The organism is Sporosarcina sp. ACRSL (assembly GCF_022346605.1).
In the GTDB taxonomy this organism is placed as follows: Bacteria; Bacillota; Bacilli; order Bacillales_A; family Planococcaceae; genus Sporosarcina.
In genome coordinates this window covers 90,122-112,960 of sequence record NZ_JAKRNT010000004.1, presented here as the reverse complement: position 1 = coordinate 112,960, position 22,839 = coordinate 90,122, and the positions used below count along the sequence as shown (strand labels likewise).

General features: G+C 43.5%; 24 protein-coding genes and 1 pseudogene. 10 read left to right on the top strand and 15 right to left on the bottom strand.

All coding sequences use genetic code 11. The features are described from left to right. Positions 1 to 87: 87 nt before the first annotated feature. Together MHZ92_RS07515 and MHZ92_RS07510 are read left to right on the top strand one after the other, a co-directional pair. On the top strand, positions 88 to 927 hold the full coding sequence (locus MHZ92_RS07515; RefSeq protein WP_239431010.1) for a glycerophosphodiester phosphodiesterase: 840 nt from the start codon (positions 88 to 90) through the stop codon (positions 925 to 927). 217 nt (positions 928 to 1,144) lie between these two features. Next, positions 1,145 to 2,581: a serine hydrolase domain-containing protein gene (locus tag MHZ92_RS07510; RefSeq protein WP_239431008.1), complete on the top strand. Its 1,437-nt coding sequence runs from the start codon at positions 1,145 to 1,147 to the stop codon at positions 2,579 to 2,581. A 90-nt stretch (positions 2,582 to 2,671) separates the two neighbouring features. Here the strand turns inward: MHZ92_RS07510 and MHZ92_RS07505 are convergent, their stop codons facing one another. The 6 genes from MHZ92_RS07505 to MHZ92_RS07480 form a co-directional block, all read right to left on the bottom strand. Next, positions 2,672 to 3,754 carry an S-layer homology domain-containing protein gene (locus MHZ92_RS07505; protein WP_239431006.1) on the bottom strand — a complete coding sequence of 361 codons (1,083 nt, stop codon included), beginning with the start codon at positions 3,752 to 3,754 and terminating at the stop codon, positions 2,672 to 2,674. A gap of 310 nt (positions 3,755 to 4,064) precedes the next feature. After that, positions 4,065 to 4,454: a DUF3221 domain-containing protein gene (locus tag MHZ92_RS07500; protein ID WP_239430999.1), complete on the bottom strand. Its 390-nt coding sequence runs from the start codon at positions 4,452 to 4,454 to the stop codon at positions 4,065 to 4,067. A gap of 24 nt (positions 4,455 to 4,478) precedes the next feature. Beyond that, complete coding sequence (locus tag MHZ92_RS07495; RefSeq protein ID WP_239430997.1) at positions 4,479 to 4,850, bottom strand: iron chaperone; 372 nt, start codon at positions 4,848 to 4,850, stop codon at positions 4,479 to 4,481. Positions 4,851 to 5,144: 294 nt separating this feature from the next. Next, positions 5,145 to 6,056 (bottom strand): DMT family transporter, encoded by a 912-nt coding sequence (locus tag MHZ92_RS07490; RefSeq protein ID WP_255723425.1) that lies wholly within the window; start codon positions 6,054 to 6,056, stop codon positions 5,145 to 5,147. An 815-nt stretch (positions 6,057 to 6,871) separates the two neighbouring features. Continuing rightward, on the bottom strand, positions 6,872 to 8,314 hold the full coding sequence (gene panF / locus MHZ92_RS07485; protein WP_239430995.1) for a sodium/pantothenate symporter: 1,443 nt from the start codon (positions 8,312 to 8,314) through the stop codon (positions 6,872 to 6,874). Next, entirely contained in the window at positions 8,311 to 8,541 is a 231-nt protein-coding gene (locus tag MHZ92_RS07480; RefSeq protein WP_239430988.1) for a YhdT family protein, read from the bottom strand. The genes panF and MHZ92_RS07480 overlap by 4 nt, the downstream gene beginning before the upstream one ends. Between MHZ92_RS07480 and MHZ92_RS21575 the strand changes: the two genes are divergently transcribed. Next, positions 8,459 to 8,806, top strand: a complete 348-nt coding sequence (locus MHZ92_RS21575; RefSeq protein ID WP_239431254.1) for a hypothetical protein — start codon at positions 8,459 to 8,461, stop codon at positions 8,804 to 8,806. The genes MHZ92_RS07480 and MHZ92_RS21575 overlap by 83 nt on opposite strands. Before the next feature lie 179 nt (positions 8,807 to 8,985). On the opposite strand, the gene MHZ92_RS07470 is transcribed toward MHZ92_RS21575, so the two are convergent. The 5 genes from MHZ92_RS07470 to MHZ92_RS07450 all read right to left on the bottom strand — a co-directional run bounded on the left by MHZ92_RS07470 (position 8,986) and on the right by MHZ92_RS07450 (position 13,332). Then, complete coding sequence (locus MHZ92_RS07470) at positions 8,986 to 9,441, bottom strand: GNAT family N-acetyltransferase (protein WP_239430987.1); 456 nt, start codon at positions 9,439 to 9,441, stop codon at positions 8,986 to 8,988. Between the two features lie 31 nt (positions 9,442 to 9,472). Beyond that, positions 9,473 to 10,450 carry a nuclease-related domain-containing protein gene (locus tag MHZ92_RS07465; RefSeq protein WP_239430982.1) on the bottom strand — a complete coding sequence of 326 codons (978 nt, stop codon included), beginning with the start codon at positions 10,448 to 10,450 and terminating at the stop codon, positions 9,473 to 9,475. Positions 10,451 to 10,844: 394 nt separating this feature from the next. Then, on the bottom strand, positions 10,845 to 11,156 hold the full coding sequence (locus tag MHZ92_RS07460; protein WP_239430981.1) for an RNHCP domain-containing protein: 312 nt from the start codon (positions 11,154 to 11,156) through the stop codon (positions 10,845 to 10,847). 863 nt (positions 11,157 to 12,019) lie between these two features. After that, complete coding sequence (locus tag MHZ92_RS07455) at positions 12,020 to 12,370, bottom strand: hypothetical protein (protein ID WP_239430979.1); 351 nt, start codon at positions 12,368 to 12,370, stop codon at positions 12,020 to 12,022. A gap of 68 nt (positions 12,371 to 12,438) precedes the next feature. Further along, positions 12,439 to 13,332 (bottom strand): LysR family transcriptional regulator, encoded by an 894-nt coding sequence (locus MHZ92_RS07450; protein ID WP_239430978.1) that lies wholly within the window; start codon positions 13,330 to 13,332, stop codon positions 12,439 to 12,441. Between the two features lie 243 nt (positions 13,333 to 13,575). Between MHZ92_RS07450 and MHZ92_RS07445 the strand changes: the two genes are divergently transcribed. From MHZ92_RS07445 to MHZ92_RS07420, 6 genes are all read left to right on the top strand, one after another. Then, positions 13,576 to 14,895, top strand: a complete 1,320-nt coding sequence (locus MHZ92_RS07445) for a GntP family permease (RefSeq protein WP_239430976.1) — start codon at positions 13,576 to 13,578, stop codon at positions 14,893 to 14,895. Between the two features lie 133 nt (positions 14,896 to 15,028). Continuing rightward, positions 15,029 to 15,463, top strand: a complete 435-nt coding sequence (locus MHZ92_RS07440) for a lipocalin-like domain-containing protein (RefSeq protein WP_239430974.1) — start codon at positions 15,029 to 15,031, stop codon at positions 15,461 to 15,463. A 39-nt stretch (positions 15,464 to 15,502) separates the two neighbouring features. Next, positions 15,503 to 16,258 (top strand): SDR family oxidoreductase, encoded by a 756-nt coding sequence (locus tag MHZ92_RS07435; RefSeq protein ID WP_239430972.1) that lies wholly within the window; start codon positions 15,503 to 15,505, stop codon positions 16,256 to 16,258. 129 nt (positions 16,259 to 16,387) lie between these two features. After that, positions 16,388 to 16,822, top strand: coding sequence for a lipocalin-like domain-containing protein (locus MHZ92_RS07430; RefSeq protein WP_239430970.1), 435 nt, complete (start codon positions 16,388 to 16,390; stop codon positions 16,820 to 16,822). Between the two features lie 39 nt (positions 16,823 to 16,861). Next, positions 16,862 to 17,617 carry an SDR family oxidoreductase gene (locus tag MHZ92_RS07425; protein WP_239430964.1) on the top strand — a complete coding sequence of 252 codons (756 nt, stop codon included), beginning with the start codon at positions 16,862 to 16,864 and terminating at the stop codon, positions 17,615 to 17,617. 348 nt (positions 17,618 to 17,965) lie between these two features. Next, entirely contained in the window at positions 17,966 to 18,262 is a 297-nt protein-coding gene (locus MHZ92_RS07420) for a DUF3784 domain-containing protein (RefSeq protein ID WP_239430963.1), read from the top strand. Between the two features lie 32 nt (positions 18,263 to 18,294). Here the strand turns inward: MHZ92_RS07420 and MHZ92_RS07415 are convergent, their stop codons facing one another. The 4 genes and pseudogenes from MHZ92_RS07415 to MHZ92_RS07400 form a co-directional block, all read right to left on the bottom strand. Then, on the bottom strand, positions 18,295 to 19,215 hold the full coding sequence (locus MHZ92_RS07415; protein WP_239430962.1) for a S16 family serine protease: 921 nt from the start codon (positions 19,213 to 19,215) through the stop codon (positions 18,295 to 18,297). Positions 19,216 to 19,622: 407 nt separating this feature from the next. Then, on the bottom strand, positions 19,623 to 20,198 hold the full coding sequence (locus MHZ92_RS07410) for a dihydrofolate reductase family protein (protein ID WP_239431247.1): 576 nt from the start codon (positions 20,196 to 20,198) through the stop codon (positions 19,623 to 19,625). Then, positions 20,196 to 20,421, bottom strand: a pseudogene (locus tag MHZ92_RS07405) (IS1595 family transposase); the annotation flags it as partial. The pseudogene MHZ92_RS07405 and the gene MHZ92_RS07410, both read right to left, overlap by 3 nt. A gap of 112 nt (positions 20,422 to 20,533) precedes the next feature. After that, entirely contained in the window at positions 20,534 to 21,139 is a 606-nt protein-coding gene (locus MHZ92_RS07400; protein ID WP_239430961.1) for a 3'-5' exonuclease, read from the bottom strand. Positions 21,140 to 21,336: 197 nt separating this feature from the next. On the opposite strand from MHZ92_RS07400, the gene MHZ92_RS07395 reads away from it, so the two are divergent. Then, positions 21,337 to 22,812, top strand: a complete 1,476-nt coding sequence (locus tag MHZ92_RS07395) for an MDR family MFS transporter (RefSeq protein ID WP_239430960.1) — start codon at positions 21,337 to 21,339, stop codon at positions 22,810 to 22,812. The last annotated feature ends 27 nt before the right edge of the window (positions 22,813 to 22,839 follow it).

Below are 22,839 nucleotides of genomic sequence, written 5' to 3'. Positions count from 1 at the left end.
TACGTAGAAATGCTTCTATCTACATAGTAGATTAACATTCCTATTTTAAACTAGAGTTGAATCTAGTTTAGATAGGAGATGGTGAGCATGAGCAAGCAATTACTGCTAGAAACAGGTGTAGCTTTATCGTTTTTATTCAACCCAATAGGTTCGATTGTAGCGGAAGACCCGACTTTTGGCGAAAGAAAACAAGTACATAATGTTGCCCATCGGGGTGCAACGGGGTATGCGCCTGAAAATACGATTGCTGCTTTTGATCTCGCTGTCGATATGAAAGCTGATTACATTGAAATCGATGTGCAACGAAGTGAAGACGGTGAACTGGTGGTAATTCATGATACAACAGTAGATCGGACGACGGATGGGACGGGGCAAGTTGGAGATTTATCATTTGAAGAGCTGAGAGGTCTTGATGCAGGCAGTTGGTTCGGGGAACAATTTGCAGGAGAATCGCTTCCGACATTTGAAGAGGTTCTTGATCGTTATTACGGAAAGATCGGTATTTTCGTAGAGTTAAAGGCTCCAGAGCTTTATCCAGGCATTGAAAAGCAGGTGGCGGAGGCATTAAGAGAACGAAATCTCGATAAACCTCAAAATGAAAAGATCATTATTCAATCGTTTAACTTTGAATCAATGAAGAAAATGGACGCGCTTCTTCCCCGTGTTCCAGTCGGTGTATTGACTTCTAATACGGCAGATACAACACCGGAAGCTTTACAGGAGTTTTCGATGTATGCGGAATGGTTTAGCCCGAGCTATGGAATTGTGACAGAGGAATTGGTGGAAAATGTTCACTCGTTAGGTATGCAAATTGGCTCGTGGACGGTGCGGAGCCAAGATACGGCAGACTTTTTGTTTGATATGGGTGTTGATGCCATTATTACTGATTTTCCGGATTATGTAGAGCCTCGAAAAATGAAATACTAATTTGCGAAAAGGGGTAGTGGCTACTCCTTTTTTTGTTTGGATTAGTTGTTAAACTACAATAAATTCATACTTAAGATGGTTCAAATCCCGGCCTTGGGACTGACAATACTATTATTCTTACTTGTTATATTTAATTATGAAAGAATTGATAATTAACTAGAAACGAGGTGCACTTATGGTATTTTGCAACGAGCAATTCCAAGAGGTGGGATGTAAGGTGAAAAGAAAATGGTTCATTGCAGTTATTATCCTTTTCCTGTTTTCCCTGCCTGCATTACAAGTTTTAGCTCAAAACGCTAAAACGGAAGAATTACATTCATACATAGAAACCTTCCTTACTGAGAATCGCATTCCTGGAGCATCCATTTCAATTGTGAAGGACGATGAAGTCATTTATTCGGAATCTTTTGGTGTCACAGGAGGAGAGAAAACAAAAGTTACTGCAAACACTCCTTTTTTGTTAGGTTCTATAAGTAAGTCTTTTACATCCCTTGGAGTACTAAAACTTGTGGAAAAAGGATTCGTACATCTGGATGATCCGGTCATTCAATATGTCCCTTACTTTACACTCAAAGATAAAGATTCTTCTTCGAAGATAACGGTAAAACAGTTACTTACACAAACAAGCGGAATCAGTACATATGACGGGATGGCTATATCAGATTTAGGTTCAAATGAACGAACTGCCATCCGAAACAATGTAGATTTGCTTTCAAAAACTGAACTAACAGAAAGTCCAGGAACAAAGCATCAATATAGCAATGCAAACTACTCTATACTTGCCGCACTTATCGAAGAGGTTTCAGGTCAATCCTATTCTGAGTTCATGGACGAACAGGTTTTTTCTCCTTTAGAAATGAAGCATGCTGGGGCAGATGGAGATAAAGCAAAAGAACGAGGATATCAATCAGGATATCAATCGTGGTTTGGATTTCCTGTCAAAAGTAACGTACCTTACGATAATGGAGGAGCTCCTTATGGCTATATAACTGCAAGCTCAAATGACATGGTTAACTATTTAAAAGCTTTACTCCAAAAAGATGAGGATAAATTAGTGAGGGAAGAATTAGTAGACCTTGCGTTTACACCGCATACTCAAACTGGTGAGACGAGGTATTATGGCTTTGGCTGGAGAATAACTGACCCTTATTCGAAAGAAGAAATGATTTGGCATTCAGGATCTACTCCCGATTCACGTACAGACATCTTTTTCTACCCTACGAGTAACTGGGGAGCTATCATTTTAACAAACAAGGAACATATTTTAGAAGAAGCTGCTCTTATCCATTTTAGGAATGGTATCATATCAATCATGAATGGTGAGACACCGATAAATGCGGAAAAAAACACGCCAATCATTCAAGTTCTAACTTTAGTCATCGTCTTAATTCTTGCCTATGTGTTCGCGCGTTTACTATTCAAAATGAAACTAAAACAGCCAATAAAACATCAGAAAATGCTCTTTATCATTGGAGTAATAATAACCTTACTTTCCATGATCATTATTCCTATGCTTATCTATTTCACTTCTTCCCCATGGCATTCTATCAAGTTATTTGCACCAGACGTCGCATTACTCACGGTAGTATTATCTATCCTGTTGTTTGGTAACGGAATCCTACTAATGCTCATTGGAAAAAGGAACAAATTTTAGCCGGATACTCACAATCTATTCCTGCTTTTCTTTGCGCGATCAAACGAAACAGACGGCTGGGATCCCTCCTCCCACACCGTCTGTTTGTTGTTATTTTGTTGAGAACATGTGGACCCAGTAGGTCGTGCCGTTTTGGTCGGTGGCGTAGCCGGTGCCGATGTTGGTGAAGTGGGACTGCAGGATGTTGGCGCGGTGGCCGGGCGATTCCATCCAGCCTTGGACTACGGTTTCGGCTGTTGTGTAGCCTTTGGCGATGTTTTCACCGTAGCCCATCCAGTCGTAGCCGAATTGGTCAAGCATGTTGCCGACGGTGCCGTACGTTGGTGAGTTATGGGCGAAGTAGTTGTTTTTCGCCATGTCTTCGGCTTTTATTTGCGCGATGGCTGAGAGTTCATCGTCTTGTTTGAGTGTTGCTAGGTTTTGTTGTTGGCGTTCTTTGTTTACTAGATTGATGGTTTGTACTGCTAGTGACTCGTCCATTTGGGCCGGCGGTGGCTCAGGGATCGAGTAGACTTTTTCAACGTATTTTCGTTGGGCTTGGTCGTAATAGATTTCGCCGGTTTTCCGTTTGTTGTCGAATTCGATGGCGCGATGGATGAAGGCAGCCATATGCGCTCGGGATACGGGATCGTTCGGTTTGAATTCGCCGCCTTGTGCGGTTGTCGTGATGCCGAGTTCGGCGATAGTTGTAATGTAGCTATGGTAGCCGTTGATTTTTTTGACGTCGCTAAATGAGATTTCGTCGTTGTCGTCTACGATGATGTTGTAGGCGAGTGTGATGATTTTGGCCATTTGTCCGCGTGTGAGTGATGCGTTCGGGTTGAACGCTTCGCCGTTGTTGAAGATACCACGTTCAGTGAGGGCACGGATATGGTCGTATGATCCGTGCGCCGGTGTGACGTCTTTGAAGTCAGGCGTGAAGCTATGTGTCGGCTTCGTTTTTGTAGCGAGCGCGACGATTTTAGCAGCTTGGGCACGCGTGACAGGTTGGTTGAGTTTATAGGTACCGTCCGGGTAGCCGTTGATGATGCCAAGGTCTGAGATGACATCGATCGGGTCGTGCGCCCAGTGGGATTTCGGGACGTCCGTAAAGGATGCGGCTTGTGCCGGCTGGATAGCGGGGGTGAGCAGCAGTGCTGTTGTGAGAAGCGCAGCTTGGATTCGTAGTTTCATAGGTGTATGCCTCCTTTTTCTACGATTATACTGGTTTTTTTGTAGGGTGTGGAGGGATATGTAGCGGTTATGCGTGATTGTTGGCGTTTATGCGTATTTGGGAGGATTTATGCGTCGTTAAAAGAATTTATGCTTATTTGAGGACAGATATGCGTAAGTATTGGGATTTATGCGTTTTTGGAGAAGTTTATGCGGGATTCGGGATCGTGGGGAGTTTTTTGGGGGAGGAATTTGCTTTTTCGCGCTGAATGGTTTTGACAAATTAGGAACTGATTCTAAGGTTTTCTTCGGGAGAGGGTCGCGTAGAGATTTATTGGCGATCCCCCTTCCCTGTTCGCGCATACTTGCTGTCAACTTCAATTTTTAACCCTTTCGTTTTTGGTGGATTGGACTCTCTAATGTAGTCATACCATACACTTACTTGCTGTCCTTTTTTGATGTTATCTAACGTACTTTCATCATCAACTTTAATCCAGATCTCACCTTTTCCTATACTGGAACTTTCGCTAAGCTCAAGCGTAATTTCTTTCCTTCTTTTTTTGATAACCTCTCCACTGAGAATTTTACTATCAGATATACCATCTACTATGGAAGTTTTCGGATCTTCCTCACTACCACCATCAAATGTTTCTATCTTTATTCCGTAACTACATCCCGCCATTACTATTAAAACTATAAGTAGCGAGAGAATTCTCCTCAAGCAAGCCCCTCCTCTTCCTCAAATTTATTTGCGCCAGAAGGTTGTGCAGTCTGCTTTGTCAGCAATATTATAGTCGATAATTTTCTCGAGTAGTTCGTAATTGACTGGTTTATTCCACGGGAAACGTACGAGCATCTTGGTGTGCGTATAGCCGGCCTGTAAAATTTCCTCTGAAAAATGGACGATCCCCGCAGTTTCAGGGGAGAACGCCAAATGCTGTTTGGATACGCTGAAGCTGATAATGAAAGTGCCGTGATCGGTAAACGTAGGCTGATTCCATTTAATTTCCGGTACTAAATTTGGATATTTTTCTTTTACCCAATTTAGTACTTCTTCTGTTCGGGCTCGATGTTCCTCATTTTCAATTTTTGATAAGAACTCTGCAAAGACTTCCATGTCATTCCTCCTGACTGGTACAATGATTTGTTCAACTTTTCTGTATCTACTATTATAAAGGGCATTTGTGTTCTCTGCCAATGGTGGCGCGGTGGGCTATTATAGATTCCCCTTCCCTGTTCGCGCTGAATGGTTTTGACAAACTAAAAGTTTTAGTTGAAGGCGTTATGCGTGAGAATTGGAATTTATGCGTTTCTGGGAGGATTTATGCGTAAGTATTGGATCTTATGCGTATTTGGACGCGGTTATGCGCGGGATATGGGATTTATGCGTAATTAGGAAACCCGAGCTGTCTTAGGACGGCTCGGGGTTTTGTTTGCGTTTTTTCCAGAGGTCTTCGGCGGCGCCGGAGCCTAGGATGACGCCGATAATGATGAGGACGAAGCCGAATAGGTGGCGTCCGGTGATGATTTCGCCGAGGAAGACGGCTGAGCCGACTAGGGCGAATAAGGTGTTCAAGTTCATGAAGATGGCCGCTTTGGATGGGCCGACTTGACCGACTGAATAGTTGTATAGCATATGTCCGACTGCAGTTCCGAAAATCGCGCTTAAGGCGAAGATGAGCCAGAATGTCTGCGGTACCGTAGCGAATTTCATCAGTTCGCCGGGCTCTTGGATGAGGCTGATGACGAACAGTGCGAGGCTTCCGACGATCAGCATGTACGCGGTGAGAAGCCTTGGGTCTAGCGTCCTTGCTGCCTTAGCGATTATCAGAAACGACAGAACTTGTGCAAGGATGGAGATGAAGATGAATGCGTCTCCGAGTTTGAGTGCCGCAATGCCTTCGCCTCCTGCGAGGACGACGGATCCGATACCGATAAAGCCGATAATTGCGCCGAGCCATTGGATTTTGGTCGGGTAATTGCGCAGGATGAGTGATGTACATATTGCTGTTAGTACTGGGCCGGTTCCGAGGATGAGGCTGGCGTTAGTGCCGGATGTTCGGAAGAGACCCATGTTAAGAAAGTAGTGGTGGAGTACAACGTTGAGTGCGGCTCCGCCGATGATGTAGGTCCATTCTTTTTTCGTTGGGAGACGGACGAGTTTGAGGGCTCCCAGGATGATGAAGACCATGATTCCTGCTGATAGGATGCGAAATGCTGTCATGGTGACGGGTTGCATATGTGTGAGCATGTATTTGAGCATCGGGAGGTTGAGTCCCCATAATAGCATGGTTGTGGTGAGGAGTATGTAGAGTTTCCACATGTTGATGGGCCTTCTTTCTTTTGGTCGATAGAATCTAGTTTAGCATATGGGGCGGAGTTATGCGCGGGAATTCGATTTTATGGAGGAGTTGGCGGGATTTATGCGGATTTGGCGGCGGTTATGCGCGGGTTTGGGGTTTATGCGTGATTGGAAGCGTTTATGCATAAGTTTTCGGTTTTATGCGTAATTGCGTTAGAATTAGGCATTTGTTTTAAGCGAATATTAGTTCGCTTTCGCTATGACAGAATGATAGAATAGAAGTAGCAGCGACATTTAGCGGATGGGCGGTTGGCACTCCCTTGCGAAGGGGGTGATTATATATGGTGACATACGAAGCAATAAATATACTTGTGCAATTCGGTATATTGCATGCACTCTGGGCTGCAGTTGTGATTGCAACGATTGCATTGATCACCAAAAGAAAGTAACCACCTTCCGCTAACGGCTAAGTAGCAAGGTGGTTACTCTATTCTTTGCAAACAGGCCAACCGCTTCTGCGGATGTCTGCTGTTATTGGACTGGGCGTTGTCCGACGCTCAGTCTTTTTTAGTATATGTTTAGTGTAGCATAATTATAAAAGGATTTCACTTCTTCCAACCGCGGGGATTTATTTATTGGCTTGCCTTCTCTGGTCGCGCCTAATGGTTTTAACAAATTAAGGGGTTGGTTGAAGACGTTTTGCGCAGGTATTGGGATTTATGCGAACTTAGCGAGATTTATATGCATCTGGCTACGGTTATGCGTGGATTTCTGAGTTTATGCGTTTTTGGAGATAAAAAAGCGGATTCCCGGTTGTGGGGATCCGCTTTTTCATTTTAAAATCTGAAGGCTTTTCGCTGGATGGCGAGAGAGCCGATGATGTAGGCGAGCAGGGACAGGACGACGGGGATCGTTACTGTGTGGACGCCGAGTAGGTCGCCGTATGCTTGGTTGTAGAAGTGGATCGCAATGTAGCTGACGATGCCGGTGATCATGCTTAGGATAGCACCGTGTTTGTTGCCGTATTTCCAGTAGAGTCCGAGGACGACTGGCCAGATGAAAGCGGCTTCGAGTCCTCCGAAGGCGAACAGGTTCAAGAAAATGAGCAGGTCGGGCGGATTGATGGCGAGTAGGAAGACAATGATTCCTAGAATACCGGTAACGCCGATGCTTATCTGCTTGATACGTTTTTCGGATGCATCCGGTTTGATGTAGCTGATGTAGACATCTTTGACAATTGCTGAGCTGACGAGCAAAAGCAGAGAGTCGACGGTTGACATGATGGCCGCGAGCGGTGCCGCGAGGACGATGCCTGCTAGCCATCCGGGCAATACTTCCAAAGCGATTAACGGAATGACTTTGTCCCCTACATCGATTCCCGGAAGGACGGGTCTTGCGAAAATGCCGATCAGGTGCATGTTCAGCATGATTAGGCCGGTGACGATCGTGCCGATAACGAGTGCCCTGTGCATGGCGCGGGAGCTTTTGTAGCTCATGGCGCGGACAGCCATTTGCGGGAGAGCGACGACGCCGACGCCGACGAGTATCCAGAAGGAGGATACGTAGGCGGCTGTGAGTGAGCCGTCCGCTCCGAATGGCGTGATGAGTCTCGGGTTTTCATTCAGCAAATCCTGCATGATGGCCGGGACTCCCCCGCCCGCGATAATGACGCCGATGAGCAGGATGACTGTGCCGGCGACCATGATAATTCCTTGGACGGCGTCGGTCAGTGCGACGGCGCGGAATCCGCCGACCACAACGTACACGAGGACGGAAATCGCGAAAATGAAGAGCGCCGTCGTGTATTGGAGCCCGGTGAGCGATTCGATGAGCCGTCCCCCGCCGACCCATTGTGCTGTCATGGCAGAGAATAGAAAGATAATGATGGCAATGGCTGATAGAATTGCGACAGCCGGGCTGTTATAGCGCGCTTTCAGGAAGTCGATCAATGTGACGGCGTTGTATTTGCGCCCCAGGATGGCGAATTTCTTCCCGAGGATAAGCAGGACGAAATAGCCGGTGACGACTTGGGTCATGGCGAGCAGGATCCAGCCGAAGCCAACTGTGTAGGCGGTTCCGGGTCCACCGAGAAAGCTGGATGCGCTGCCATATGTGGCGACCATCGTCATGGCGAGGACGAAGCCGCCGAGTTCGCGTCCTCCGAGGAAGTATTCTTGGAGGAATCCACCGGATGTGTTCATTTTCTTCGAAGCGAAGTAGCCGACGGCGAAAATCGCGACGAGGAGGATGATATTCGGGATGATGACTTGGATGTTCATGACTTAGGTGATTCCTCCGTTTCGGTGATTTCTGCGTCGAGCGGAACTTCTTTCAATACAAATTTCGCAATGACGATGATGAGTGCGGACATCAGGATGAAACCGATGACGCAACTGTAGAAGAACCAGTCGGGCAGGCCGAAGATGTATGTATATTGTTCAGGTGGGCGCGAGCCGAGTCCGTATGCGAAGCCGAACCACCAAATAAAATTAAAGATTGCGAGCACGACGCCGATGAGCGCTTCACTATGCGCAATCTTGAAGCGCGGGTCGGGCTTGTATGAGTCGGGCGGCGTTGAGTTTTCGGCCATTTTAGGTTTGCTCCTTTCGTTTGAAGTCTTCGAGGTAGATTATACAGGAATTTTTGGAGATTGGGAGATGGTTATGCGTGGAAATTGGGATTTATGCGTAACTGGCGGGATTTATGCGCATCTGCTGGGCGTTATGCGTAAGAAATGGGAGTTATGCGGATTTGGCGGCGGTTATGCGTGAGAGTTGGGATTTATGCGTTTTTAGTGGAGTTAATGCGTATTTTTAGGGGCTCGTGGAGTTTCTACTATTATATAGAGCCATTTGAACTCGCACTGAATGGTTTTGACAAATTAGGGTTTTGTTCACGGGGCGGTTATACAAGTTTATTGCCATAAGAAAAACGCTCCGGCATGGAGCGTTTAGGGGTGTTGGACGTAGTAGTCCATGACGAGTTCGTCTTGGATGAGTTCGTCGGTTAGGGTGAAGCCGACTTTTTGGTAGAATTCGATGGCGCCGGGATTTTCGGGCCAGACGGATAGGCGGATTCGTTGGCAGTCAGGCTTGGCGCTTAGCATGTCTATCGCAGCTTGCATTGCCTGTCTGCCGTAGCCTTTGCCTTGGAATTGTTCGCCAATCATGAAGCGCGGAATCCAGTAGCGATCATAATCTTCGTTTTCTGGTATGTCTTCGATGGCGAGTAGGCCGATGACGGTTTCTCCATCGAGAATCGCGTACGGAGTGAAGTTCGGATCGACGTATGCCCATGCAATCGTATTGATATTTTTCGCAACAAATTCTTGTTGGGATTCAGCGACTTCTAATTGGACGCAGGCGCGTATATTGTCTTTGTTCACTTTTTCGAGTGTGATGGTCATGGATAGGGCACCCCTTTCTTGTTGTCCTGTTTTATTCTACAGGCGCGGGGGATTTCCCTTCTTTCATTAGAATGTAATAAGCTGCTTTCCGGTCGCCGATTTGTTGTAGGCCGGATTTTGTGAGCAGGTTACGGGCAACGTTGCGGTTGTTGAGCTTTGTGAAGTAGCGAAAATCGCGGTTCGTCATTTTCGGTTTGATTAACATAAACCAGTCTTGGACAGCTTCGAGATGCTCCGTTTTCCCGGTGTGGCCGCAGAAGCAGTTCCACTTTTCCCTCCCCCACTGCATGCCGAGTTCGTTGCAAGATGGGCAATGGATGCCAGTTTTAATGTCTGCCGGGTCGATGTCGTAAAGGTCTGCGAGCGGGAATGGATTGTAGTCTTTATGGTGTGCGAGCATCGTGTTGGCGAGATTGTGGATGTCGGATCGGGTGAGAACGGGTTCAACTACGGACAGTGATCGGAAATGGGCTGGTGCTTCGTAGGTGAAGATCGTTTTCATTTCGGGCGACGGGTGTTCGATGGCGAGTTCGTTGGTGTGTGCGAATGTAAGGAGGCCTTCGATTGGGATTTGGATGCCACGCGACATGAGCCAGTTTTTGAGCAAGTGGATTTTTCGGTCGATTTCGATGTACGGATTGCGCATCGGTTGGCGGTCGCCGTTTTGGAACACTCTTATGAATTGCGTCGGGTTCACTTTTATGAGAGTTTTATCTTTATGATTTTTCACTTCGACGATCGTGATGGATGCCGGCGTGATGAGCAGCGAGTCGATTTGGAAATAGATGCCGTCGTGCTGTAGATAGAGATCATGGAGGATGGCGTGCGGGTAGTCAGGCTGGAATTCCTTCATATGGGTGTCGAATTCAAGTTCGCCGTTGTAGCCCGCTTGGCACATTAGGAGATTCTTTTTGACTTCGTGCTTTTTTTCGTGGTTGTTGGGCAGGCGTTTGTCGAGTGAAATGAGTGCTTTCAGTTCGTTTGGCATTGTCCGTTTTTTGTAGATCATGTAATCACCTCATGTTTAGTTTAGCTTGCTTGGCGTGCGATTGGAATACTTTAGGTGAAACTCGAAATTTGGGGCGTTTTTGCGGTTTAAATTTGGATTTTGGTGCGTTTTCGGCGTTTAAAAATGGATTTTGCTAGTTTGGGATTGGTTGATTGATAGAGTTTATGCGCGGGTGTGGGAGATTATGCGGAGATTATTTGGGATATGCGTAAGTTTTTGGGGTTATGCGCATTTGGGGGCGTTTATGCGTAGGTTGGCGGCTTTATGCGTGTTTGGGCGAGCTTATGCGTATTTGGTGGGAAATATGCGTAAGTTTTGGGAGTTATGCACGTTTGGATATAAAAAGTGCTTTGGCATTTATGCCAAAGCACTTCAATAGAAAACACCACCATGATTATCCAATTCGGGTCATGAATTGAATAATGTTATCCTCTTGATTGGTATCGACTGCGACCTTGTTGCGGCTGACTTTGTTGCATTTTGTACATTGGTGAATAATTTGATAACCTTTTTTTCCGGAATAATCAAGGCCGACAGGTTTCATTAACCCCTTGCATTCACTTGCACGGTCTCCAGGAAAATTGTCCATATGTTTCGAGTACAGACAGACGGGACAATGGTTTCTAAAACTGCCATTTGTTAATGGTTTAATGTTCGCTCCACAGTTTTCACATTGGAATGCGGAATTTTCTTTGCTTCTTTTCAATTGCCTTCCCTCCAAGATGTTATTTCATCTTTGGAGAAAAGGGTTCCGTTCGGTTTTTCCACTAAAGTGGCATCAGGCTTTTAAAGGGCAGTGACCGATTCACCGTCTTGCTCTACAAAACGATTACTTCTAGTTCCTGCTTCACGGAGACTTATTCCATCCTCCGTTCCGGACCACGATCGGGTTTATGATTTTATCCCGACCACTGTAAGGCAGATCCCCCCACCTTCCACTAGTAGGTGTTCACCTTTAATCACTGACTTTGGCATTCGTCCCCTATATGGCAATGAAAGTGAATAATATTTGATTCAAGTAATTCACTCCTGCTTGTTGTGTTTTCTATCTCCTTAATCGTATCACTTCCACATGATTTTTTGAATACTTCAACAGATGTCGCGGGATATTGCATGTCGTTCACTATCCCGCTCGCGCTGAATGGTTTTTGCAAATAAAAGGTTTGATTGATGGAGATATGCGCAAGTTTTTTGGGGTTATGCGTATGTGGGGGCGTTTATGCGTCGGTTGGCGGCGTTATGCGTGGTTGTGTGAATTTATGCGTGTTTGGTGGAGTTTATGCGTTAATCGATTATGGACGTGGTGGATTACTTGGATGGAGAATCGGCTAATCGCGCTGAATGTTTTTTACAAATTAAGGGTTTGTTTGAAGGAGATTTGCGCAAGTTTTTGGGATTATGCTTATGTGAGGGCGTTTATGCGTGGATTCGTGGCGTTATGCGCGTTTGGGCGAGTTTATGCGTTTCTGGGGGGATTTATGCGTGTGTTTGTAGCGTTATGCGTAATTGTTAGGGTTTATACGGTTTTGATTGCAGTAAGAAGCAACGCTCAGGATTTTCTGAGCGTATTTATTCCGATCGCACCTTCTTAATTGTCAACAAATGCCCTTCTTCTAGTAAAAGCTGTTTTGGAGTAACAATCTCGTGTAAAGCTATTGTAGATTTTTCTTGTAATTTTAGTTCAACTCTGTTCGAATTCAATAAGTTGGCTATTTGCACGGTACAAGCTTTATAAGGTGCTGTGTGATTATGTATATACTGTAGTAATTCCCTTAGTTCCCATTCTTTTTCAAGACTTAGCGTTTCTAATTGAACAGGATAGTCGAATCCTGGAATCGTATAATTTGTCTCGATAAATTCAACGGAACCGTTGCCTGTTCCCATTTTCTTGTCCGATGCTAAATAATAATAATGTGTCATTTTTTCGTCTCCCTTTCTTCCCATTCAAGAAAAGAGGACACCAATTTGTGTCCCCATTAGGCTGTTAATTACTTATTTCTTCCTAATCGCTCTTGTAAAAACTGAATCCAGGCTCTTGTTGCGTATGAAATATAGCCGTTTTTCTGCCAGACGATGCCGATTTGCCAGTGGACTTCTTGATCGATGAGCGGCAATACTTTTATCCCCAGATGAGAGACTTTTAATTCCGTTACATCGCTTTGCGGCAGGATGCTGATCCCCATATTCGAAGAAACCATTTCAAAAATGAATTTCCACTGGGATGTTTCACAAATAATATTTGGTTGAAAGCCGCTTCTTTCACATTCCTTCATTATAAAGCGGCGAACTGCAAAGCCTTCGTGAAAGATAATGAATTTTTCATCCATTAACTCTTTCCAAGACACCGCTTCTCTGTCGGCAAAGGGATGCGTTTCATGGACAAGAAGGCGGAGATCCCCTTTCAAAAACGGAATATAGTTCAGCTGTTTATTCTTCGATTCCTCCAGAACAATCAGATCCAGTTCGCCATTATCTAACGCATTTTTTAAATTTGTCTCTCCATCCTCTACAAAGCGGATGAGAATGTTGGGATATTGCTTATAGAAGTCTGACATGATGTCCGTGAGAATTTCCGTACCGACGGAGGAGAAAATCCCCATCTTTATCGTCCCTCTCGTCCCTTCCTTCACATCTTCCAACTCTTGATCCAACTGCCGGAGTAGTTGAGAAATTTTTTCCCCATACTGATATAGTAATTTTCCGGTATCGGTTAGTTCTAATTTTCTTGTTGTGCGAATCAATAACTGCGTGTCTAATTCTTTTTCTAAGTCTTTTACGACATTGCTGATGGTAGGCTGGGAAACAAATAGATGATCGGCCGCTTTTGAAAAGCCCCCTTGTTTGACGACTTCGGTAAAATAATGAATTTGTCTGCTATCCATACGTTCCCCTCACTTATAGGTTTTTCAAATATATGCTATGCATTATATGTATTTTTATTATGCTCGTATAGCAATTATAATGGGGACGCAAGGAGAAGGAAAGCGATAACAAAAGATGAGGGGGGTTCTAACACCCGAGATTTTTTTCCGTGAAAATATCTTTAATTAAAGATATTTTCCGAGTTGTTGAAATACCTTTTCAGGCAAGAATAAGCCTGATTACTATCTTTAGGGGGAAATAAAATGGAGAGTATTCAAGTAATAGGAATATTGCTCGCAATTGCAATGATTGTTTTTGCTGCAATGAAAGGCTTTAATATTTTAATCGTTGCTCCGATTGCTTCTATCATTGTCATCGTAACGAACCAGATGGACTTTTTCACATTCCTCGTCGGAGCAGAAAATTCTTATATGACGGGGCTTGCAGGTTTTATTATCAACTTCTTTGCTGTATTTATGCTTGGGTCGATTTTAGCTAAATATATCGATGTCAGTGGCGCTGCCCAATCGATCGCTCAGAAGATTTTAAGTAAAACCGGTACGGATAAGCCATTTCCAGTATTAGTAGCACTTTTTGTTATTACTGCAGTCCTCACATATGGTGGACTTAGTCTGTTTGTTGTTGTATTTGTCCTCGTTCCACTCGCAAAACCATTATTCAAAGAATTAAATATTGCATGGAACATCATTACGATTCCGATCATGCTTGGTTTAGGTACGTTTACAATGACGATGCTGCCTGCAGCACCTTCCATTCAAAACGTTGTTCCAACAGCCTATCTTGGTACAACACTAACCGCAGCGCCTCTATTAGGTATCATCGGGACGGTCGTTGCGATTGTTTTTGGACTTTGGTACATGAAATCCGTTTTAAAGAAAAGTATCGCAAGAGGGGAAACCTTTGCTGATTTTGATGTAGAAGATACAAAAATCGAAGTGAAAAAAGACATCCCTTCATTTTTCATGAGTATCCTGCCGATTGTACTTCTTATCGCGATTATTATTATTGGTAGTGCATATGAAGTACCGAATATTATTTTAATCGCGTTAGCAGCTTCTATTATTGTGTCTGCGGTTATCTTTAACAAATATCTTCCGAGCCAAAAAACAGTTATTAATGAAGGTGCAGGTAGTTCAATTATGCCGGTCTTCTTAACTTCTTCTACTGTCGCATTTGGTGTCGTCATCACATTGGCACCAGGATTTAAATATATTTCTGACTTTATATTAGGTATCCCTGGTAATCCACTTATCAGTTTATCGATTGCGTCTGCAGCTTTCGGCGCGATCACAGGTTCCGCTTCAGGATCATTGGGAATTGTTATGGAAGCCTTTGCTGACAATTATTTAGCGATGGGAATTGCCCCTGAAGTGATCCACCGGGTAGCAGCTGTTTCATCTGCTGTGTTTACAGTTATGCCGCATACAGGTGTTGTCTTAACCTTCTTTGCACTAACTGGCCTTAACCATAAAAATGGTTTTAAATATCAATTTATTGCAATGACGGGTGCGAACTTGTTGGCACTTATTGCAGTAATCATTGCGGCAATCCTTATTTATTAATGAATAACTGTGAGGGACTATGAACGTTCATTTATAGGTTTCGCAAATGTATTGTATTAAATATATGTATTTTTATTATATATGTTTATCTTCTACAATAATTATGTAAGCATAACAAAGGAGGAAATTTAAAATGACAGTATCTTTACGTGAACAAGTGATTGGAACTTGGGAGTTAGTGTCTTATCAATCGGCCGATCAAGATGGAAACGTGATTTATCCTTTAGGCGAGGATGCAAAAGGATTCATTATGTATAACCCTGATGGTTATATGTCCGCACAACTTATGGCATCTGGACGCCCTGCTTATGAATCAGGTGATTTGCATACAGGGACAATCGAAGAAATGGCTCAAGCCGCCAATGGTTATTTAGCTTATTCCGGTCGTTTTGAAGTGAACGAAGAAAAGCAAGAGTTGACGCATCATATGGAAGTAAGTATGAATCCGACATGGCTTGGTCAGTCCCAGCCTCGTCTTGCGAAAATTGAAGGGGACGTCGTTGTTATATTTAACGGACTGAAACCAGTGGATAAACTAACGTGGAAACACGTTAAGAAAAATATCTAATGTTACACAAAAATCCAATTAGGTAAAGGAGTAATACTTATGAAAAAAGATCGTACAGTTATCGTAACAGGCGCAGCACGTGGAATTGGTTATGCAATCGCAGAAGCTTTTATTGATAATGGTGACTTTGTTGCAGTTTTCGATCTAAATGGTGACGCTGCTAATGAAGCTGCTGAAAAGTTAGGAAATGCTAAAGGGTACACAGTAAACGTTGCAAGTGAAGAAAGTGTTAAGACTGCAGTTGAACAAGTGATTGCAGAACGCGGAACTGTTGATGTTGTCGTCAACAATGCGGGACTTCAATTTATTTCTTCAGTTGAAGAATTCCCTGAAGAAAAATGGGATTTAGTTGTTGACGTTATTCTTAAAGGTACATTCTTAGTGACAAAACATGCTCTTCCTGCTATGAAGAAGCAAAACTATGGTCGTATTATCACGATTTCTTCAGGGCACGGTAGAAGACCTGACCAATATAAATCTGCTTATTGTGCAGCGAAATATGGACAAATCGGTTTCACAAACGTAGTGGCAATGGAAAATGCACAATTTGGCATTACAGCTAATTCGATCTTGCCAGGACCTACTCGTACAGAACTCATTGAAAAACAATTACCTCAGCTTGCTGAACGTGATGGTTCAACGGTTGAAGAAGCGTTAAATCGTCATATCTTAGGTGGTCAATGGTTGGGACGTTTACTGGAACCTTCAGAAATTGCAGCTACTGCTCTATTCTTAGCTTCTGACAGTGCAGCAGCGATCACTGGTGAATCCATTGGCGTTACTGGTGGGGAATAATCGTAAGTGAAGCAAGATCTAAAAAGAAATCTTTACGTCATGTGAAGATTTCTTTCTTTATTTAAGTATCAATTTATCGCAATGACGGGTGCAAATAATTACTTAACATTTTAAAGGAGGAAATTAGAAATGACAGTATCTTTACGTGAACAAGTGATTGGAACGTGGTCGTTAGTGTCTTATCAATCGGCAGATAAGAATGGGAAGGTTATTTATCCTTTAGGCGAGGATGCAAAAGGGTTTATTATGTACAACCCTGACGGCTATATGTCTGCGCAACTTATGGCGTCTGGACGTCATGCTTATGGATCCGGTGATTTGCATACAGGGACAATCGAAGAAATGGCTCAAGCCGCGAATGGTTATTTAGCTTACTCCGGTCGTTTTGAAGTAAATGAAGAAAAACAAGAATTAACGCATTATATGGAAGTAAGTATGAATCCAACATGGCTTGGTCAGTCACAGCCTCGAATCGCGAAAATCGATGGTGATGTTGTTGTTATATTTAACGGACTTAAACCGGAAGATAAACTAACGTGGAAACGCGTTAAGAAAAATATCTAATGTTACACAAAAATCCAATTAGGTAAAGGAGTACTACTCTTGAAAAAAGATCGTACAGTTATCGTAACAGGCGGAGCACGCGGAATTGGTTATGCAATCGCAGAAGCTTTTATTGATAATGGTGACTTTGTAGCAATTTTCACTCGGAATGGTGACGCTGCTAATGAAGCGGCAGAAAAATTAGGACATGCCAAAGGGTACAAAGTAGATGTTGCAAGTGAAGAAAGTGTTAAAACTGCAGTTGAACAAGTGATTGCAGAACGCGGTACAGTTGATGTTGTCGTAAACAATGCAGGACTTCAATTTATTTCTTCTGTAGAAGAATTCCCTGAAGAAAAATGGGATTTAATAATGGATGTTATTCTAAAAGGTACATTCTTAGTGACAAAACATGCTCTTCCAGCTATGAAGAAACAAAACTATGGTCGTATCATCACAATTTCTTCAGGACACGGTAGAAGACCGGACCAATATAAATCTGCCTATGTCGCAGCGAAATATGGACAAATCGGTTTCACAAATGTAGTCGCAATGGAAAATGCGAAATTCGGCATTACAGCGAATTCGATCTTGCCAGGCCCTACGCGTACAGAACTCATTGAAAAACAATTACCTCAGCTTGCTGAACGTGATGGTTCAACGGTTGAAGAAGCGTTAAATCGGCATATCTTAGGCGCTCAATGGATGAAACGCCTACTGGAACCTTCAGAAATTGCAGCTACTGCTCTGTTCTTGGCTTCCGATGGTGCGGCGGCGATTACTGGGGAATCGATTGGCGTTACTGGTGGGGAATAATATATAAAGTTCTAAGAAGAAATCTTCATGTTATGTGAAGGTTTCTTTTTTTTGCGTGAGTTTGCGGCGTTTATGCGCATGTAGAGGGATTTATGCGTAAGTTTCTCAGCTTATGCGTCGGTTGGCGGCGTTATGCGTCATTGTTGGTATTTATGCGTATTTGGAGAGATTTATGCGCAATTTTTGGGAGTTATGCGTTGTTGGAGGAGTTTATGCGTGATTCGGTGATGGGCGCGGGAAAAATTGGTTGACTGAAGATTTTGATCGCGCTGAATGGTTTTGACAAATTAGATTCGTTTGTGAAACTTTTCGTTCGTTGAATGCGTATCAAAATCGGAGGTGTTTCATATGTTCTGGGGTGCACTTATTACTTGTCTCTTTGTGAGTATACTGTTTTTCTTTTTTAGTTATTTAATTTGGAAGAAGCGGGAGTTTTCATTTATAGCAGGTTATAATGAAGAATCTTTCAAAGGAGACAAAGATAAATTAGCGAAGGCCGTCGGGTTGTATTCTTTGATCATTGGTTTATTGACTCTCCTTCTGCCGTTTGGATTGGAGTTTATAGGTACTATTGTTGGAGCAATATTCACGATCATTATCATAGTAGGAACTATTGGATTGATCATTTATATAAACAAAATATAAAAAACCGCCACGTTCGGCGGTTTTCACAATTTTTAATTTGACTCGTTAAGTTCCTTAATCACCATCACAGCCTCATCAATATGATGAACGGGTAAAATTTCAATCGCTAATTTATGTTCGGCTTTAGCAGTTTTCGCTTCTTCTATATTTGAATACGGAACAATGATATATGGAAAACCACTTTGTTCTGAAATGATCATCTTCCCTGCGATTCCGCCCACTTCCATTACATCTCCATTTGGTTCTAACGTTCCAGTGACGCCAATTGGAATCTGATTATGGAGGCTACCTTGATGGACCATCGCTGAAAGTCCTAACGCTAGTCCAGCACTATCTCCCTGGAGGTTTTCACGATTAAGAAATTCATTAATAACTGTAATATCTTCCCGAATAGATCCTCTTACATTCTCCCCCATTACGTGAAATGGATCTTTGCCGAATCCTAAAAATCGTTTTATTTCATTTGTTTTACTTTTGTACCTATCCCGATTTGTAATTTTATGCAAATCAAATAGTTGAATACCGTCTCTTTCGTAAATATCCCTTATTATACTTTCTTCTTTCACGTAATAAATATGGTTAAATCCAATCGCCAAAATATGAATCCCAGAGTTTTGTATAATTTCCTCTGGTTCTCTGTAGACATTTGCAATATAGGTATTACTCTCATATTCTATGAGGAGAAATTCATACCCCAAAATGAGGAACAATAAAATGATTACCCAAGTGGCGCTAAGGCTCCTAAACCTATCTTTTCGGAAAATAATTAATGGGATTGAAGCAATCACGATGAGACCAATTAATACCCCTAAAAATACAAAACCGTTTATATAATCCAAGTAATAAGCATTGCCAAGGATCCAATAGACAGGAAATACTATGAAAATGCTATACATAAATGCTAACAGCTTGTTCGAGCTATCTAGTGATTTATTCTGGTTCTTCATCTTCATCAAGTTCCCTTCCTGACCGATTCACCGTCATGCTCAATAGTAGCACTTCCCTATGGTTTTTTGAATACGCAACGGAATCGCCGCGAAGTTTTGCATGTACATTACTTCGCCGCTCGCGCTGAATGGTTTTGACAAGTAAATGGTTTGGTTATGGGCATTATGCGTGATTAGCGGGATTTATGCGGTTCTGGAGATGTTAATGCGTAGATTGTAGAATTTATGCGGCTCTGGAGATGTTTATGCGCAGAACACAGGATTTATGTGTTTCTGAAGTCAGTTATGCGTTTTTCATTTAGGCTATGTTAAATTTTAATGTTGAGTTGTCGACCATAATAAAACCGCCTTTGTGAAAAGGCGGTTAATTGAGCTATCGTCTCCCGTTAGAGTAATCACCTTAAGTGACAAGGTCATCTTACCGTCTGGTAAACGAGACCTATGGCTCCAGAATCAAAGGTCTTGTTTTCGATTAGCTTAAGATCGATCTTCTCCTTGAGACCTTGGAATAACGGCAATCCCTTACCGATCAGGACGGGAGAAACCGTAATTTTAAACTCATCAATTAAATCAAGCTGCATAAGGTGGTGTGCGAACCTAGGACTGCCGAGGATAACCATATCCTTGCCTGGCTGCTGTTTGAGGTTATTGATCTCTTCCTCGACATCTTCTTTCACGAGTCTGGAATTATTCCATTCGACTTTCTCCAGCGTCGTGGAAAAAACAATTTTGGCAGTCTTTTCGATCCACTCGGCATGATTCCGTTCATGCTGTGAAGCTGATGGGTTCGAAGGCACAGATGGCCAGTAACTGTGCATCATCTGATAAGTCCCACGTCCCCAAATGACAGTGTCGGCAGTGCTCAGAATTTCTTTCGCGTGTTTCTCCAAATCAGCATCGTAGGAAACCCAGCCAATGTCCATTTCACCATTCGGCCCTTCTACGAAACCGTCAAGCGATGTGTGCAGAAATAGAACGAGTTTTCTCATTTTCAGTTCTCCTTTGTTCATAAAGTAGGTCTCGTCCATTTCTACGATACCTTGGAATGATTCGGCTGGAATCTGTTTCAGGGCAGCAAGTATCTTATGTCACCAGTAAAACAAGTGACATGTGTGACTTCGTCGTTTAATTGCTCGGTACATTTTCTCAGCGAATAGCCACAATCATGCATTCAATACAACGAACCCACACATGAGGTCTTCTCGTTCGAAATCATCTCTGAACCGAATTGTTACCTTTATCATAAAATGAACGTTCAAAATTATCAAATATCAACATTAGATTTAACAAAACCTTCATTTAAAAAACCGCCTGTTTGGGCGGTTTATTGCGTACAATATTGGTAGATGGCAGCGGTGGCGAGGCAGTCGCCGATTGCGTCGTGGGCGTCGTGTTCGAGTTGGAGGTGCTTGGCGAGTGTGCCGAGTTTGTGGTTCGGCGTTTCTGTGATGGCTTTTCGTGCGAGTTTGACAGTGTCGATGACAGTGTATTCGGGAATCTGAACGCCTTCGATATTGTCGAGGGCGTAGAGAAAGCCCATGTCGAAGCTGGCGTTGTGGGCGATGATCGGCAGGTCGCCGATGAATTCGAGCAGTTCGTCGATTTTTTGTTCGATTGTCGGTGCGTGTTCGACCATTTCGTTCGTGATGCCGGTGAGCCGTGTGATGGTTGCCGGTATGTGGCGCTCCGGGTTGATGAACGTGTTGAGGACTTCGACCCGTTCGTGGTTCATGTATTTCAGTGCCCCGATTTGGATGATGCGATCGGCGCCTGCCCGGAAGCCGGTCGTTTCAAAGTCGAGGACGATATAATCGGTGACGTGCCTAGATGTCGTTTTGTATTTTCTGATCCGGGAAGCGCGCCGGGCGCCCCAGTTCTGGATGTCCGTTTTCGATTGCAGCAGTTCGGTCGCTTTACGATTTGGGCTCATCTTGGATGCACATCCTTTTTCTGTTTGTTTCAATTCTATTACTATATTACACGATTTTAAAGATAGTAAACTATAAATACGTTTATTCATCCAAAAAAGCGTTGCAAACTGACGATCGAAGTGATATTATTTCTCCTTTCCGATTAATTTCAAGGTAGAAAGCCGACAATATGCTGGGGTACGGAAGGAGTTTTTATATGGCAGTAACTAAATACGAGTTTTTGGCGGACGATCCAAATGTCAAGGTCATGCCCATTATGCTTTCACTCATCATCGGTGCTTTTTTTGCGATCTTGAATGAAACATTATTGAATATCGCGTTGATCACTTTAATGGATGAGTTTCAAATTAAATTGCCGACGGTGCAATGGATGGCAACCGGCTTCATGCTTGTCATGGCAATCGTCATTCCGATTTCCGCGCTGCTTATGCAATGGTTCACGACAAGGCAATTATTTCTTGGAACAATGATTGTCTTTACGATAGGTACTACCGTCAGTGCCCTTGCACCAACTTTTCCAATATTACTCGTCGGACGGTTGATTCAGGCGAGCGGGACCGGTTTGTTGATGCCGATTATTTTTAATGTCTTTTTGTTGATTTTCCCGCCGGAACGCCGTGGAAAGGTGATGGGGTTGATTGGCCTTGTCATCATGTTTGCGCCGGCGATTGGTCCGACATTATCCGGAGTGATCGTTGAATATCTCGGATGGCGTTATTTATTTATCGTTGTTATTCCGTTTGCATTGTTTTCGATTGCTTTCGGCGCTAAGTATTTGAGGAATGTGTCGGAAGTGACTAAGCCTAAAATTGACGTCATTTCATTGGTCTTCTCGACAATCGGCTTTGGGGCGCTCGTTTATGGATTTAGTGCTGTCGGAGAAAGTTCGAATGGATTTTTAAGTGCGAATGTATTGCCTGCCATTATTGTTGGGTCCGTCGGTATCGTTCTCTTTGTACTTCGGCAATTGAAGCTGGAAGAGCCGATTATGGACTTGCGGGTATTCCGCTATCCGATGTACACGCATGCGGTTATTCTATTTTTGATTATCATTATGGCAATGTTTGCGTCTGAGATTATTTTGCCGATCTATATGCAAGGTCCATTGGCGTTAACTGCCGCAGCAGCCGGGTTGGTCCTGTTGCCGGGAAGCATATTAAATGGAATCATGTCGCCGTTCATGGGGCATTTGTTCGATAAATTCGGGCCGCGCGTTTTGATGATCCCGGCAACGATTGTTTTGAGCGGAACGATGTTCATGATGAGCAGATTGACAGTCGACACGCCTGTTTGGGTCGTTGTTCTTGGGTATATTTTAATCATGTTGACCGTTTCGGCAATCATGATGCCAGCGGAGACGAATGGGTTGAACCAGTTGCCGAAGAAATTGTATCCGCATGGCACTGCGGTCATGTCAACGTTGCAACCGGTTGGCGGAGCAATTGGCGTTTCCATTTTCATCAGTATATTAAATGCAAGACAGCTGAAGATTCTACAAGGATCCGCCACTCCCGAAGATGTCGCAACCCAGAGCATGGCGATGGTCGCTGGCGTTGAACTCATCTATTTTATCGCTTTTGCGATGTCGATCGTTGCGGTCATCTTAGCCTTCTTTGTTTATCGAGCGAAGCCGGAGATAGAGGAAGAGATGCCAGTTGAACAGATGGAATAAGATAGGGCTAAGGCTATAACCAAAGGG